Source organism: Ochrobactrum teleogrylli, assembly GCF_006376685.1.
In the GTDB taxonomy this organism is placed as follows: Bacteria; Pseudomonadota; Alphaproteobacteria; order Rhizobiales; family Rhizobiaceae; genus Brucella; species Brucella teleogrylli.
The window spans coordinates 221,739-236,377 of the sequence record NZ_VEWL01000005.1 but is presented as its reverse complement, the minus strand read 5'-3'; the positions used below and the strand labels follow the sequence as shown (position 1 = coordinate 236,377).

Below are 14,639 nucleotides of genomic sequence, written 5' to 3'. Positions count from 1 at the left end.
AGGCCAGATCATAGCTTAAAGCAAAAACGGTTGCTAAACTTGGTCATGCAAATTATGCGAGCCGTGCTGAAAAACTATATGCGGTTGCTTTATCGTCAATAAACGATGCGCGCCATGATTGTGCCAGTGAGATTGCCGGGGTGCTATTTCCATGAAAAGGTTTTGTTTTCGTTCTTTTTATTTGTGGCTTAAAGAATAATAGGCTATTATTAATGTAGTTTCGCACAACAATTCTATTGCAAAAGATCATGGTAGTTGTTAAGTGCGGTCATAAAAGAGCTAGGTAGAGTTCTGAGATACGCAATCCCGACTTCAGATGTGTCATCGATGCCGAAAGTTGCGGAAAAACAAAAACATAAGAAGTAAAAAAAGGAAAACCGATGGAAAATCTGGATACGCACGACGAAAGCGCAGAACTGCTTCTGAGCCTGACCGCGGATGTTGTCGCTGCCTATGTTGGCAATAATTCGATTCGTGCGGGCGAGCTGCCGCTGTTGATTGCCGATGTTCATGCCGCTTTCAAGCGTCACGTGGAACGTGAAGAAGCGCCGGTTGTTGTTGAAAAGCCGAAGCCAGCCGTCAATCCGAAGAAGTCGGTTCATGACGACTACATCATCTGCCTCGAAGACGGCAAGAAGTTCAAGTCGCTCAAGCGTCACCTGATGACCCATTACAACATGACCCCGGAACAGTACCGCGAAAAGTGGGATCTCGATCCTAACTACCCGATGGTTGCTCCGAACTATGCTGCCGCTCGTTCGCGTCTGGCAAAGAAGATGGGCCTCGGTCGCAAGCCGAAGGGCGCTTAATCAGCGATCCTGACGGCGCATCGCGAAGACCGTGAAGCGGTTTTCGGATATTGATGTGCCTGAAGCAAAAATATGGAGCGTGCCCTGACCTGCCATGAGCAGGCCCGGGCGCGCTCTTTGTGTTTTAGCACTGTGCTTCTCGTATTTGAGCTTTCGGTTTGGACGCGACAAAGATTGTTTTATATCGAGATGGGCTTTTGCTTGTGATTGCTATCAGGCGCGGTCGTTCGAATGCGTCGGCGTTGACTGTAAATCTTTCGCGGGCCGCGTATATGTGCAGCATCATCACGACCGGCTTTGCCTTCCAACCTGTCGAGCGCCTGTTTTAAGGCAATGTGGCGGTTGAGATCATAACTCCAGTGACCACTGGTGCCCTTGAGGCGTTCGCGTTCGATCAGTCGCGTGAGGCGGCGCGCTGCTTGCTGCTTTTCCACTTCCGATGCCTGCACCAGCCGGTCGATATCGATTCCCGCCACGATTTGCAGGGCCACGCGCTGCATGGCGCTCATCCGGTCTTGCTCTCGTTCGGCGAGAAAGATTCTGCGGGCCTGTTCCAGCGCTGTTTTCATAAGCCTTGTCCTCGTTTGTCGATACAAACAGGATCGTCGATTTCTGCATGGTGTGGATAATATTCCTAAAATCTGTGAAATCTGTTTGACGGGCGGAGGGACGATCGGTTTACTCCCGGTGGTGCCCACCTAGCAGATGGCTGTTGAAAAACGCTCTCTAAAGCAAATAGTTAGAGAAACCCAAGGGTATGGGCGGTCAGGTGGCTCAAGCCAAAGCGCCAGAAGCGTCATCCTCCAACGCGGTGCCGGACACTCCAAACTTTATCCCGCAAACTTATCCTCCCTTGCAATTTCCTCATTATAAGAAGATATTCCTATTCAGATGAGGGAAGATGAATGTCTTTGGAACTAACGGATGTCATTCATACGCGGGCAGATGCTTTTGATGCTTTGCGGTTGATCGCGGCACGACATGGGAGGCCCCTTCTTCTCGACCCCGTTGAGGGATTGCCGGATCGAAAGCGGCAGGAATACAGCGTGCAATTGTGCGAAACGCTGATCGATCTCCTCGTGGCGTCGTTCGGTGTGGATGGCAAGGAACTGCGTGCGCCAACCCGGTGCAGGCGCAATGTGGCGCGGGTCAGGCAGATCGGCATGTATGTGGCGCATACGTCGTTCGGTCTGGCGATGCGGGAGGTGGCCACCGGCTTTGCGCGGGATCGCACAACGGTGATGCATGCCTGCCATCTCGTGGAAGATATGCGCGATGATGTCGATTTCGACGCCATCGTGACCGCCTTTGAGCGCATCGTGAATTCGGCTTTTTCAACCTGGAGGATGGCGGCATGACCACACAGTTTTCGACGTCCGAAATGCGCGTGATGCGGTTCCTCAAAACAGGTGCTTGCGAAATGCAGGATTCGGTTCGCGATTCGCATATGCTGCTGGTTGGCGAGCAGGGGACGATTGCGGTTGCCCGCGATGAAGTCGCCGCCATGTGCGGCAAAGGTTTGCTGCGGATGGACGGTCAGAAGCTGGCGCTCTCCGGTAATGGGCGTAGGCGCACGCAATCGACCAAAATCGCGCCGCCTGAGCCAGATCATGGCGGCGGGCGGGTGACGGCGCTGATTGAACTGGCATCGGGGGAGAAGGTCGAGGTCAATCTGGCGGAATCGCCGCTGGCCATGCTCTATCGCCGTAAAGGTCGTGACGGCAATGCCTTCATTTCGGAGGATGAGTTCCATGCGGGAGAACGCTTGCGGGCTGATTTCACGCGGGGTTCGCTGATGCCGTCGATCACGTCGCGCTGGGATATCAGCGTTGGCGGCGGCGGGCGCGGTGGGGCAGGCGGCATGGCGGAACTGACCGACATCGCACTTGCGAGCCGAATGCGGGTGGAGCGGGCGCTGGAGGCGGTCGGGCCGGAATTAAGCCGCGTGCTGGTCGATGTTTGCTGTTTCCTGAAAGGGCTGGAGCGGGTGGAGCGCGAGCGTCAATGGCCGGTGCGTTCCGCCAAGGTCATGCTGAAAGCGGGCCTCGCCATGCTGCACCGGCACTATAATCCGCCACGTGACAGTGATCGTCGCCGGGGCGTGGTGCTGCATTGGGGGGCGGATGACTACCGCCCCGCAGCGCGGCCTCATACGAGGTGAGGCCGCTCTCGGCAGTCAAACGGCCTTGCCTTTCTTTGCGAGGGACCCAGCGATAATCAGCTTTTGAATATCGCTGGTTCCCTCGTAGATGCGGCAGATCCGGGCATCGCGATAAATGCGTTCGACGGCGAAATCCTTGAGATAACCATAGCCGCCGTGCACCTGGATCGCTTCAGAGGCGACTTTTTCAGCAATCTCGGAGGCAAACAGTTTCGCCATGGCGGCTTCCGTCTTGCAGGGCTGACCTGCATCACGCAGCCTTGCGACATAATGCAGGTAGCTGCGCGCCACTTCGATTTGCGTGTGCATTTCTGCCAGCCGGAAACCGACTGCCTGATGTTCGATGATGGCTTTGCCGAATGTCTGCCGTTCCAGCGCATAGGCATGGGCATGGTCGAAGGCGGCCCGCGCAAGCCCAAGCGACTGCGCCGCGATGCCAAGGCGTCCGAGTTCCAGCGTGCTCATCGCCAGAGCATAGCCGCCGCCGACTTCACCCAGCACATGGTCGTCGGCAACGAAGACATCGTCAAGCTGCACCTGACAGGTTTCCGAGGCCGCAAGGCCGAGCTTGTCTTCGATGCGAACGCAGACATAACCGGGCGCGGTCGGGGAGACCAGAAACGCGGTGATGCGGCGGCGCGGGTCATCGCTCTCGGTTGCCGCAAATATGATGGCGATATCGGCGGATTTGCCATTCGACATGAACTGTTTTGCGCCGGTGAGGCGAAAGCCGCCATCGACCCGGACCGCCTTGGTACGGATCGCAAAGGCATTGGACCCTGCTTCCGGTTCGGTCAGGCCAAAAGCACCGTTGAAGCGACCTTCCGCCAGCGGACGCAGATAAAGTTCCTTCTGCCGATCGCTCCCATGTACGCGCAAGGGAGTCGAAATGAGACCATTGTGCAGCGCCATCATCGCGCCGATGCTGCCATCGGCGGCGGCGATTTCTTCCAGCGCCAGAACATAGCTCAGATGGTCGGTTGCAACGCCGCCCCATTCCTCGGAAACCAGCATGCCGAGAAAACCCAGCTCTCCCAGTTCCTGCATTTCGGTGCGCGGAAAATAATGGTGCTCACGGTCGCGCATGGCTGCGGTTGGGGCCAGTTTTTCACGGGCGAAGCTGCGCGCACTGTCACGGATCATCCGTTGTTCGTCGGTCAGCAGGCAATCATGCGTCATGGTTGGGTTCCTTCAGAAGCTGCTGCGGTTGCAATGTCAGGCCGTGCAACACGCCGTCGCGCACGAGGCTTTCGATATCGTCGGCAGTAAGTTCCAGTTTTTCCTGCAATATGTCGGTGGCATGCGCGCCCAGTGCGGGTGGCGGTGTCGGGGCGGGGCAATCCATGCCGGAAAACTTGGCCGGCTGGCGCAGAACGCGCACCGGGCCGCTGGCGGACGTGACTTCCGGCAGGAGACCACGCGCGCGCACCTGTTCGCTGGCGGTTGCATCGGAGACAGAAAGCACCGGCGAGCAGGGCACGTCATGGGCCTGCAAGGCGTCGATCACCTGTTCGACACCCATTGCCGTGCTCCATGCTTCGATGATGGCCTTCAGCTCGGCATGGTTTTCGTTGCGTGCGGTTGCCGTGGCAAAGCGTTCGTCGGTCGCAAGCTGGGGTTCGCCCAAAGCTTCGGCCAGACCGGCAAATTGCTTCGAACTCAAAACGGCAATCGTCAGATAGCCGTCCGCTGCCGCAAAGACACCGAATGGCGCGCTCAAAGGATGGCGATTCCCGACCCGCTTCGGCGATTTGCTGCCATAAAGCTGCTGGGTCAGCGCCGCAGGCAGAAGATTGAACAGGCAATCATACATGGCCACATCGACAAACTGGCCCTTGCCGGTTCGTTCGCGAGCGAGAAGTGCGGCTAGCGCCGACCAGGACGCGAAAAGCCCGGCGGTCAGATCGGCAACGGATTCGCCGGTCATCATCGGCGGACCATCCGGTTCGCCGGAAATATCCATGAAGCCGGTTACCGCCTGCACGACGAGATCATATGCAGGCAGATTGCCCATCGGGCTTTGCTGGCCGAAGCCGGAAATCGCCACATGGATGAGGCGCGGATTGTCTTTGGCAAGCTCGGCAAACCCGAGCCCCAGCCGGTCCATCACGCCAGGACGAAAATTCTCTACGATGATATCGGCATTCTTCGCCAGTTGGCGGACAATATCCCGCCCGCGTTCCTTGCGCAGATCAATGGAGATGCTCTTCTTGTTGCGGTTCATCAGCAGGAACAGCCCACCGCCGTCGGCTGTGCCCGGCGTGATGTGGCGGTAATCGTCGCCTTCCGGACTTTCGATCTTGATGACTTCCGCGCCCAGATCGCCAAGCAAGGCCGTACAAAACGGCCCGGCCAGAACGCGCGTGAAATCCAGAACGCGAATCCCGTCGAGGCACGGCGCCCTTTCGTTGAACATGTTCGTATCCCCTTATTGTTTAATTTAACGGGAGGCTAAACGCAGTTCAGTATCGGAAAAAGAATTGAAATTGAGCAGTCATTATAGGAAAATCCTCTAATGATATCGCTTCGTCAACTCCACTATTTCGTCACTTCCGCCGAGGCTGGCAGCGCAACGGGCGCTGCCGAAAAGCTCAATGTTTCGCAGCCCTCCATATCGGCGGCAATCCGCGATCTGGAACGTGATCTGGGGCAACCGCTTTTCGAGCGGCGGCAGGCTAGGGGGCTGGAGCTGACGCCTTTCGGCAGCCGCAAGCTGCAAGAGGCGCGGCTGCTTCTGGCTGGCGCTGAAGACTTCGCTGTATCGGGTAAGGGCGAGGGCGCGGCACGGTTGACGCTCGGTTATTTCAGCACGCTGGGGCCGGTCTGTGTTCCGGGCATATTGGGCCATTTGAAACAGGTGTTTCCGGATATGCGCGTGAAGCTGCGGGAGTTCGATCTGGAAGGTATGGCGCGGGCGCTGGAAAAAGGCATTGTCGATCTCGGCATTACCTATGATGTGGGCCTGCCGGAAACGGTCACATGGGAAACCATGCTGTCTTACGCACCGCATGCGGTCGTTCCGCCGGACAGTCCATTGGCCGCGAAGAAGAGCGTGACCCTGGCGGAACTGGCGCGCTATCCGTTCATTCTTGTCGATCTGCCGCTCAGCCGCGAATTTCTGCTGGTGCCGTTCTGGCAGCAGGGTCTGTCGCCGAATATCGTGCTGCGGACCACCTCGGTGGAGATGGTGCGCGGCATGGTGGCGAATGGTCTCGGCGTGTCGCTGCTTTTCACGCGGCCCGGCCACGATTTCAGCCATGATGGACGAAAAGTCGTGTGCCTGCCGATTGAGGATGAAACGCTGCGCCAGCGTCTGGTGCTGGCCTATCCGACCAGTGGTCCAACCACGCAAACGGGGAGGGAAGCGCTGCCCGCAATCCGCGACTGTTTTGCCGCACGGTCATTTCAGGCGGGGCCAGATACCTCCGATTGACAGTGACCGAACACCACCTTATCGCAAGGGAAAAGCCGGTGCGACCGGGCGGGGAAATTGGGGAGAATTTGCATGTCGTCGAATGTCCGGGATCGGCTGGAAACTATTCTGACGCGGCTTGAGGCCCGCCGCGATCATGAGCGTGTTTTCAGCAAGGTTTATGCGGAGCGGGCGCGGGCGGAAGCCGATGCCGCCGATGCACGGCTTGGGGCTGGGCAGGCCCTTGGTCCGCTGGATGGCCGCATTGTCTCGATCAAGGATCTCTTCGATGTCGCGGGCGAACCGACGCTGGCCGGGTCTGTGGTTCGGCGCACAGCCGCGCCTGCGGTCAAGGATGCGACCATCGTGCAGCGTCTTCGTGAGGCGGGCGCGGTGATCGTCGGCAAGACGCATATGACCGAATTTGCTTTCACGCCAGTCGGTCTCAACCCGCATTATGGGGAGCCGGGCAATGCCGTCGATCCGACGCGCATTCCGGGTGGGTCGTCGTCCGGCGCGGCGGTCTCGGCGGCGGAAGGCACCAGCGAAATCGCTATCGGGTCGGATACGGGTGGTTCGGTGCGCATTCCCGCGGCGCTGAACGGCATTGTCGGTTTCAAGCCGACGGCGCGGCGCATTTCGCTGGATGGCGCTTTTCCGCTGGCGCCTTCGCTTGATTCCATTGGGCCGCTCACCAGCACAGTTGCGGATGCCATTTTGACCGATGCCGTGATGGCGGGCGAAACACCGATTCTGCCGGATGCGGTGCCGCTTTCCAGTCTGCGGATCGCCGTGCCGAGGGGCTATTTGCTGGACGCCATGGAGCCGGATGTGGCTGCGCATTTCGAGGCGTCGCTGGCGGTGCTTGAAAAGGCAGGCGTGACGCTTGTCGATATCATGCTGGATGATCTGATCCAGCGCTGGCGTGAGGCAAGCACGTCCGGATCGATCGTCGGCATTGAGGCAAGCCGCGTCCATGCCGACACATGGCTGCGCGACCCCGACGCCAATGTCGATCTGCGCGTGAAGCGTCCGCTATCGGTGCGTCTGCACGTGCCGGACGAGACTTATCAAGCCATGGTGGCAACCCGAAATCAGCTGATCCGCGAGATGGATGAGCGGTTGAATGGCTTCGATGCATTCGCCACGCCCGCCACACCGATTGTCGCGCCGACGATTGCTTCGGTCAGTCACGACGAGGACGAATATGATCGTGTGGAAGGGCTGACGCTACGTGATACGCAGGTCGGCAATCAGTTCGATCTGTGCAGCATCACGCTGCCTATGCCGGGCATGAAGCTGCCGACAGGCCTGATGCTGACCGCACGCGGCGGTACCGATAAACGTCTGCTTGCGGCGGCTCTGTCGGTGGAAAAGGTCCTAGGCTGAGAGCTTGGCCGCTTCGGCTTCACGGCGGATGCGGGCGACCATGGCGCGCAGACCGTTTGAGCGCTGCGGGGTGAGATGCTCATCAAGGCCGAGCGTTTTCAGCACACTTTCCGGCTCGATGGCGAGAATTTCCGAGGCGCGTTTGCCGGAATAGAGCGCCAGAACGATGGCGACGAGACCGCGCACGATATGCGCATCGGAATCGCCCAGAAATTCGATCACCGGATCTGCGCCGCTATGCGGCATGGTCTTGAGCCAGACCTGACTGACGCAGCCCTGAACCTTATGTTCCGCATCGCGTGCGTCGTCGGGATAAGGCGACAATTCCTTGCCAAGATCGATGACATAGCGATAGCGATCTTCCCAGTCGTCGAGAAATTCGAAGTCGGACATGATGCTATCGATTGTGGTCGTCATGATACTCGCCTGAATTGCCGTCTTTGCGGTGTTGTGCCGCTTATATAGTCATGAATGGCGGCAAGGTCACGGGAAAGATCAGTGTTTTGCAGGGATCGCGCCCGTGGTCCGGCGATCCAGTGCCCGCAAGGCTGCCGCACGAGAGGTCGGGATCGGGATATTGATCAAACCGCTTGTTTGAGGAGCGGCTTGCTCGGACAGGATTTCGGAGACTGTCGTTTCGGGTTTTTCAGCGACGGCTACGGGTTGCGGGTCAGCAGGCGTTTCGCTTTTGTTGCCGAAACGCTGGCTCAGATAATCGAGCATCTGGCCGCTGCCCTTGAGCAAACCGCTGCCAGCACTTGAAATCATCGACGTGCCGTTTTCGCAGAAACTCGGATTGTTCATGCAGAGTTTGCCGATCTCAATCGCCGTTTTGCCATTGGCTAAAAGCTGATCCACGGTACTCGGCTCGCCACGCGTCTCAGCGATGGCAGCGGGCTTTTCGGCACTTTTGTTTTCCTGTTCCGCTGGGAAAAAGCGCGGCATTACAATGAATGCCAGCGACAGCCAGATAGCGGATTTGATGAGGAAACGGATCATGGCCTTGTTGCTGTTGCTCGCCTTCAGCTAATCGAACGATGTCGCCAATGTCCGATGAAATCGAAAAGATTCCGTAACCGCGCGATTCGCAATTCTGTGATGTGCGCAGTGGTAGGCGGAAGATTGTGCAATCTTCGCGCTTTCGTACAAGCAATCGCTACCCTCTGTTTACCATAGGTCGAAAAGCACGGCTCCCGCGATGCTTATCTGCATTCATGGGCCTCGTTTTATCGTTTCCTTAAAGCCTCACCTGCAATCTGAAGATCGCCGGGAATGTTCTTTTCCGAATGTTTCGGGCGGATGAGTATGTGTATGAGTTTGAGTGAGTAGCGCACGTTGAACGCCATTCTTTTGAAAGCAGCTAAGACCGTTCGCACTGGTGTGCAGACGCTCGGCCGTTTTTACGAACGTTTTTGCCGCCGCTGGGTGAACACGCCCAACGCGACGGCTATGCGTGTTGTCGGTTCGGTCGTTGTTGTGCCGCTGCTGCTTGTTGCTGCCGTTCTGGCTTCCGGTCTCGCATCCGGGCCGACTGAATTTGCCATTCTCGCCGCCAGCTTCGCCGGTATGGCGATGATTTTCTGCGCTCTCTCACTGATGGGATTGAGCGCCGCTCTCCTCGGAACATTGAATTTTGTCGCCTATGGCGCGGGACTTGCCGCCATTGGCATGGTCTCCAGTAGCGATGCCGCTCTGTGGCTGATGGCGGCTGCCTTGCCGCTGGAAATCTGGCTTGTCAGCCGCAAGCCTGCTGCCGCAATTGCTGGCGCTGTTGCAGCACTTGCCATTGTCGGCGCTTTTGCGATGACAAGCGGCGGCGTGATTGCCGGTGGTTCGCTGGCCTCCGTCACAGTGCTGGTTCTTTATGCGGCAAGCCTTGTCGCGCGCAGCGTGGGTCTGGCCGTCAAGCCACAGAACAATGAAACCGCCATGCCGCAGGTTGCTATTGCCGAGGGCGACGTGCAGTTCGTACTGGATGCAGAAGGCGTCATCGCATCGGTCGGCGACAAGACCGCAAAGCTTCTCGGCATGCAGCCAAAAATGCTGGAAACGACCGCTTTGGTCGACCGCGTCCATGTTGCCGACCGCGTGCAATATCTCTCGCTTCTGGCCGATCTGCGTTCGGGGATTGCATCGAAACGTGTCGATATCCGTCTGCGCTCCATCGAAGCTGGAAGCCCGGTTTTCCGCGCCTATCGTCTGGAAGGGCTGACTGCCGCTGGCGTAATCACGCTGGTCGGTCGTTCGCTGGAAGGCGAACAAAAGCTTCTGGATGAAATCGCAACACTGAAGGCAGAACTGGAATCGGAGCGCGTCGGCAAGGGCCGTCTGCTTGCCTCGGTCAGCCACGAACTGCGCACGCCGCTCAATTCCATCATCGGTTTCTCCGACATGCTGTCGCATGGGGTGGGTGGTCAGCTCCCCAATGAAAAGCAGCGCGAATATGCCGGTCTGATCCACCAGTCGGGGCATTATCTGCTGGAACTGGTGAATGCGGTTCTCGACAATTCGCGGCTGGAAACCGGCACTTACGGGATTGCGCCGCAGAACTTTGCCTTCCGCGACGTGGCCGAAATGTGCACCTCGGTCATGCTGCCGCAGGCGGAAAAGAAGGGCGTTGCCTTCTGCCATCGCGTCGGCAACGGCGTTGGCGAACTGATGGCCGACCGTCGCGCGGTGCAGCAGATCCTGCTCAATCTGGCGGCCAATGCCGTGAAGTTCACCGAGACCGGCGGTTGCGTCACCATCGATGCCGCCCGTGTGGTGGCTGACGGTCGCGCTATGCTGGAAATCAGCGTTTCGGACACCGGCATCGGTATCGAGCCGGAAGACTTGCAGCGCATCGGCATGCCTTTTGTGCGCGCCGACAACAGCTATACGCGCGCTCAGGAAGGAAGTGGCCTTGGACTATCCGTGGTCAAGGGCCTCGTGGAATTGCATCAGGGATCGATGAACCTCAAGAGCTGTCCCGGCGAAGGCACGGTTGTGACCGTCCGTCTTCCGGTGACAGGTCCGCAATATCTCGCGGGAGATGACGAACAACAGGAACTTGGCACGGTGATCGATATGCACCGTCACCAGGGAGAAAGGCGCAATGACTGGCAGAACGACGAAGACCGGGAGCAGAACCCAGAGCGGATCGCAGAACCGCTCCACACGCAGACCCGCAAAACAGCGTAGTCTGGGGACACGGCTCCTCCAATTCTTCTTCAACTCGGCCTCGGCACTGGCGATCGTTGCCGGTGACTTTGTCGTGCGCAATCCGGTTCTGACCGGCGGAGCGACGGCCTTTCTCGTGGTAATGAGTTTCGTGTCGGCCAATGCGCTCTGGTATCAGCCGGAGGCGCATAATGCCGTGTTCTTCCGCACGAGACCTGATTTCGTTTTCAAGCCGACGCCACGCGCCGTTCTGCCCGGCACCGCCGCCGCCAGTCAGCAGGAAACAAAGCCAGTAGAAACGGCAACGGCTGACCCGCAGGCAACGGGCAAGACGACCACGCAGGGCGTGAGCGATGCCGACCTTTCGGCAGATCGCATGCCGGTCACGGCCACCGACGATATGCTGCCTGCGCTCGCGCCGAATGCCGATCTGGAGATTGCCCGTCTGCAACAGCGTCTTTCCATGCTTGGCGTCTATAAAGGCCCGGTGGATGGCTTTACCGGCCCGCAGACCCGTGAGGCTGTGGATCGCTGGCGCGCCTTGCAGCAGAAGCTGGGCGTGCAGCAGGCCAGCGTTCCGGCGCAGGTCGAGAGCCCGGCGCCTGCGCAACAGGATGAGGTCGCCAAGGCCATCGAAGTGGTGGCTGTACCGACGCCGCGTCCGCAATTAACCGCACAACCGGCTGTGTTGAAAAGCGAGACGCCTGCCAAGCCGAAGCCTGATCTTGCCGCCTATCAAAAGCCAGTTCAGAAGAGCGCACCGGCTGGCGCACCGGCAGGTCCGGCGGAGAAAATCTCTTCGCAGGATATCATCCGTGTGCAGGCCGGGCTGAAGGCTTTCGGCAATGATATGGTGCCGGTCAATGGCCAGCCGGGCAAAGCGACGGAATCAGCCATTCGCGAGTTCCAGAAGCTGTTCGGCATGCGCCAGACAGGCGAAATCGATTCCACGCTCATCGCCAAGATGCGTGAAATCGGGCTCATCAGCTAGAAGCATTTCCAGCAAAAGTGCGAATCGGTTTTGCGTCGGATAATGCGAAAGAAAAAAGTAGTTACGCGGCCATGCGACTGACATCGGATTTCTGGGTTTCCGCATTGATCCGCCGGGTGCAGGGTGAGGGTGGCTTTGCCTATCTCGCCCGGCGCGGTTCGACGGAAGCAGGCGCGATCTTCATCAAGGTCAGTTCGCGTTTCGGCACATGCGATCTTTATTCGCCCGCGCCGCAGACGTCCTATGAAGAAGATAATGACGGCGAGCGCAAGTTTCTGCGCATTCTCCACGATGCCGACGACATAGCGGCAGGCGACCGGATGCAGCGGGAAATCCGTTTTGATCCGGACCTGTGGCTGGTCGAACTAGAAGATGTGACCGACGCGTCTCTGTTCTTCACTATCGCGCAGGACGGCGAGACGTTCTGAACTTTACTTGGCGAACCTGCTATCCGCAGCCGGTCCATCGCTGTTGGCGGCCTCGGCCAGCGGTTCATCATCATGAGCCATTTCACGCAATTTACTGCGCAGCATGGCCGACATATCCTCGGCTTTCCAGCGGCGCACCAGCGCCATGGCTTTTTCCCGATCGATGGAACGGTAGATTTGCACGAATTCGCGCAGCCCGTCGCGGTCGGTGTCGATGGTGCCGAGAACAGCGGTCATCACCAGAAAGCATTCGGCGGCGGGGAGGCCAAGCGCCTTCAAAGCAATCGGCAGATGCGATTCCGGCCATCTGCCGATGACGGCGTCAGCACGCTCGAACGACAGGTCGAGCGCATCGGCAAGCGCGTTGCGGAAAAACTGGCTGTCGATCAAAAGCGCGGTTTCGATCAGGCGGTCAGAGCCGATCAAGGTTCCCGCATTGAAGAAGGGCTGTTGCAGCGTGCGCGCGAGACGTTCCGAGCTGCCGCCGCTCATCAGCGGCGCTTTCGCTGTCGACAGATCGGGAATTTGCGGCTTTTCAAGCGGCTCGGCTTCGATATTCGCGAGATTGTCCTGCAGCGTCAGCGTGCGGTCGATCACCGGATCGGCAAAACTGCGCAACACGCCTTGCAGCAGAATATCGCCGGACTGGCGACGCGCAATGGCGCGGGCATGGGTAAGCCCGTTCTGGCCGATGAGGTCGATCAGGTCGCCCGGACGCAGCAGCGGCGAACGCAGGAGAATGGGGGCCGAGATTTCCACCGGCTCGGCGGCAAGCGCGAGAATGATGCGGCGCGGGGCTTCTTCCAACTGGGCAAGGGCATTGGCTGCGTGACGCTTGCCGCGCGTAGTCGCGCATTGCAAAAGCGGCGTGACCAGATCTTCCAGCTGTTGCATGTCCTGACGACCGGGGCGCGTGATACCGGCGAATGCAGAAATAGCGGCCGCCAGAAGGTCGTCCGCTTTGCTCCCCGCTTTTGAATTCGACGGGCTCCGGTTGCCTGAAATTTCCTCCAGGGCGCGGAACTGATCATTTGTCACGCAGAATACTCCGGTAGGCATACACTCGCTGCCATCAAAGGTCCCCGCAATGGTCAGCACACCGGATAATAGGCATGAAGCCTTAGCAACTCATTAACCGTGCCGCAGAAGATCTGGATGCCTTTAGCTGCCCTCGAAGGGCGCGCACTGGGCGTCATCGAAGAAGCGTTGCACCTCTTCCTTCCAGGTCGCGTCGGGCATGAAAACACGCAACACGGCGGCGCCTTCGCCAATGTTCTGCTCGACGGCTAGCGATTGGGCATCAATCTGCGACCCGTCCGCCTTGAGGCTCGCCATGCCGACGGGATCTGCGATGATGAGATCGAGCTTGCGCTCGTTGGAGACGTTATCGTTGATGCTGTAGAGATTGTCGCCATTCGGCGCATAGACGGACAAGGACCAGTAGGGGACAATGCCCGCCGTGGTCATATGAACCGGCCCGTCAGCCAGATCGAAACGGCAGGTCGCTTCCTTGACCAGCGGGTCGCTGTCGCCGACCGGGCCTTTGTTCTCGTCGAGAGCGAAGAAACGATAGGGGGTGGTGGCGCTTTCGATGCGCGCCCAGGCATTCGTGTCGGAATAGACCGGGACCAGCAACAGCACACAGATATGGACGATGGCTGCGCCGACGAGGCCGAGCAGGATGAGACGGATGATCCTACCCATGGCAGTCGTCCCCCGTGCGCACGAGTACAGGCATGACGAGATCGGACAGACCCGACGAGCTTGCGGCGGGCGTGTCGTAAAGCGTCATGACGAGAACAAGGCCTCCACGGCCTTCCACCGGCAGCCAGTTGCCGGGGCGCGCATCGGGCCCAATGGTGATGGAAACACTGCCGTCGCTTTCATAGAGGACTTCTCTTGAATGAAGCGCTGCTTGCAGGCCGTCACGCGGCTTGATCGGACTGAGGTTGGGCGTTGCCGGATAGATCGTCCAGAAACGGGCTGGCGGCGTGGCTCCGGTCAGGCGATAGGTGCAGCCGCGCTGCAAGTCGCGTCCGCTGCTGTCGCGGCGCGCAAAGAAGGGCAGACCCTCCGCGGCGCCGAGCGCCAGATAGGCCTTGCGGGCGGCGCGGGCGCGCGAGTAGGGATCGGCATTCGCCGTCCCATCATCGGGAAATGCCGTCCAGGCACCAACCTGCAATTCTCCAAAACCGTTGAAACGGTCGAGGATGAAATGGACGCTGAATATGCCCCCGCCGAGCGCAAGCGCCAGTACAAAAGCAGCTTTGAGAATGGTTTTAAGCATATA

The 14,639-nt window shown here is 58.9% G+C and carries 15 protein-coding genes and 1 pseudogene; 8 read left to right on the top strand and 8 right to left on the bottom strand.

All coding sequences use genetic code 11. The features are described from left to right. The first annotated feature begins 380 nt into the window (after nt 1-380). The gene (locus FIC94_RS11045; protein ID WP_109368585.1) at nt 381-809 is read left to right on the top strand and encodes a Ros/MucR family transcriptional regulator; all 429 of its coding nucleotides are present in this window, start codon (nt 381-383) and stop codon (nt 807-809) included. 287 nt (nt 810-1,096) lie between these two features. On the opposite strand, the pseudogene FIC94_RS11040 reads toward FIC94_RS11045, so the two are convergent. Next, nucleotides 1,097-1,378: pseudogene (locus tag FIC94_RS11040) on the bottom strand (cytoplasmic protein); the annotation flags it as partial. 342 nt (nt 1,379-1,720) lie between these two features. Between FIC94_RS11040 and FIC94_RS11035 the strand changes: the two are divergent. Both FIC94_RS11035 and FIC94_RS11030 read left to right on the top strand, forming a co-directional pair. After that, on the top strand, nt 1,721-2,167 hold the full coding sequence (locus FIC94_RS11035) for a helix-turn-helix domain-containing protein (protein ID WP_121536280.1): 447 nt from the start codon (nt 1,721-1,723) through the stop codon (nt 2,165-2,167). After that, complete coding sequence (locus tag FIC94_RS11030; protein ID WP_140024896.1) at nt 2,164-2,970, top strand: DUF6456 domain-containing protein; 807 nt, start codon at nt 2,164-2,166, stop codon at nt 2,968-2,970. The genes FIC94_RS11035 and FIC94_RS11030 overlap by 4 nt, the downstream gene beginning before the upstream one ends. A gap of 15 nt (nt 2,971-2,985) precedes the next feature. Here FIC94_RS11030 and FIC94_RS11025 read toward each other — a convergent pair whose 3' ends face one another. Both FIC94_RS11025 and FIC94_RS11020 read right to left on the bottom strand, forming a co-directional pair. Beyond that, complete coding sequence (locus FIC94_RS11025; RefSeq protein WP_140024895.1) at nt 2,986-4,149, bottom strand: acyl-CoA dehydrogenase family protein; 1,164 nt, start codon at nt 4,147-4,149, stop codon at nt 2,986-2,988. Then, nucleotides 4,139-5,386 carry a CaiB/BaiF CoA transferase family protein gene (locus FIC94_RS11020; RefSeq protein WP_140024894.1) on the bottom strand — a complete coding sequence of 416 codons (1,248 nt, stop codon included), beginning with the start codon at nt 5,384-5,386 and terminating at the stop codon, nt 4,139-4,141. Before FIC94_RS11020 ends, FIC94_RS11025 begins: the two co-directional genes overlap by 11 nt. A gap of 99 nt (nt 5,387-5,485) precedes the next feature. On the opposite strand from FIC94_RS11020, the gene FIC94_RS11015 reads away from it, so the two are divergent. Together FIC94_RS11015 and FIC94_RS11010 are read left to right on the top strand one after the other, a co-directional pair. Further along, complete coding sequence (locus FIC94_RS11015) at nt 5,486-6,403, top strand: LysR family transcriptional regulator (RefSeq protein ID WP_140024893.1); 918 nt, start codon at nt 5,486-5,488, stop codon at nt 6,401-6,403. A gap of 72 nt (nt 6,404-6,475) precedes the next feature. Further along, entirely contained in the window at nt 6,476-7,771 is a 1,296-nt protein-coding gene (locus tag FIC94_RS11010; protein ID WP_140024892.1) for an amidase, read from the top strand. Here FIC94_RS11010 and FIC94_RS11005 read toward each other — a convergent pair. Together FIC94_RS11005 and FIC94_RS11000 are read right to left on the bottom strand one after the other, a co-directional pair. After that, on the bottom strand, nt 7,763-8,188 hold the full coding sequence (locus tag FIC94_RS11005) for a SufE family protein (RefSeq protein ID WP_078340179.1): 426 nt from the start codon (nt 8,186-8,188) through the stop codon (nt 7,763-7,765). The two genes, FIC94_RS11010 and FIC94_RS11005, sit on opposite strands and share 9 nt — an antisense overlap. Before the next feature lie 78 nt (nt 8,189-8,266). Continuing rightward, nucleotides 8,267-8,770, bottom strand: coding sequence for a hypothetical protein (locus FIC94_RS11000; RefSeq protein WP_121535489.1), 504 nt, complete (start codon nt 8,768-8,770; stop codon nt 8,267-8,269). A 336-nt stretch (nt 8,771-9,106) separates the two neighbouring features. Here FIC94_RS11000 and FIC94_RS10995 point away from each other — a divergent pair, with 336 nt between their 5' ends. The 3 genes from FIC94_RS10995 to FIC94_RS10980 all read left to right on the top strand — a co-directional run bounded on the left by FIC94_RS10995 (nt 9,107) and on the right by FIC94_RS10980 (nt 12,349). After that, nucleotides 9,107-10,951 (top strand): sensor histidine kinase, encoded by a 1,845-nt coding sequence (locus FIC94_RS10995; protein ID WP_140024891.1) that lies wholly within the window; start codon nt 9,107-9,109, stop codon nt 10,949-10,951. Continuing rightward, on the top strand, nt 10,866-11,921 hold the full coding sequence (locus FIC94_RS10990; protein ID WP_140024890.1) for a peptidoglycan-binding domain-containing protein: 1,056 nt from the start codon (nt 10,866-10,868) through the stop codon (nt 11,919-11,921). The genes FIC94_RS10995 and FIC94_RS10990 overlap by 86 nt, the downstream gene beginning before the upstream one ends. Nucleotides 11,922-11,992: 71 nt before the next feature. After that, a complete protein-coding gene (locus tag FIC94_RS10980; protein ID WP_121535498.1) occupies nt 11,993-12,349 on the top strand; it encodes a DUF1491 family protein in 357 nt (118 codons plus the stop codon). 3 nt (nt 12,350-12,352) lie between these two features. Here the strand turns inward: FIC94_RS10980 and FIC94_RS10975 are convergent, their stop codons facing one another. From FIC94_RS10975 to FIC94_RS10965, 3 genes are all read right to left on the bottom strand, one after another. After that, nucleotides 12,353-13,387, bottom strand: a complete 1,035-nt coding sequence (locus FIC94_RS10975) for a DUF2336 domain-containing protein (RefSeq protein WP_140024888.1) — start codon at nt 13,385-13,387, stop codon at nt 12,353-12,355. A gap of 123 nt (nt 13,388-13,510) precedes the next feature. Then, nucleotides 13,511-14,053: a DUF1254 domain-containing protein gene (locus tag FIC94_RS10970; protein WP_124915572.1), complete on the bottom strand. Its 543-nt coding sequence runs from the start codon at nt 14,051-14,053 to the stop codon at nt 13,511-13,513. Next, nucleotides 14,046-14,636 carry a DUF1214 domain-containing protein gene (locus FIC94_RS10965; RefSeq protein WP_140024887.1) on the bottom strand — a complete coding sequence of 197 codons (591 nt, stop codon included), beginning with the start codon at nt 14,634-14,636 and terminating at the stop codon, nt 14,046-14,048. The genes FIC94_RS10970 and FIC94_RS10965 overlap by 8 nt, the downstream gene beginning before the upstream one ends. Nucleotides 14,637-14,639 lie beyond the last annotated feature (3 nt).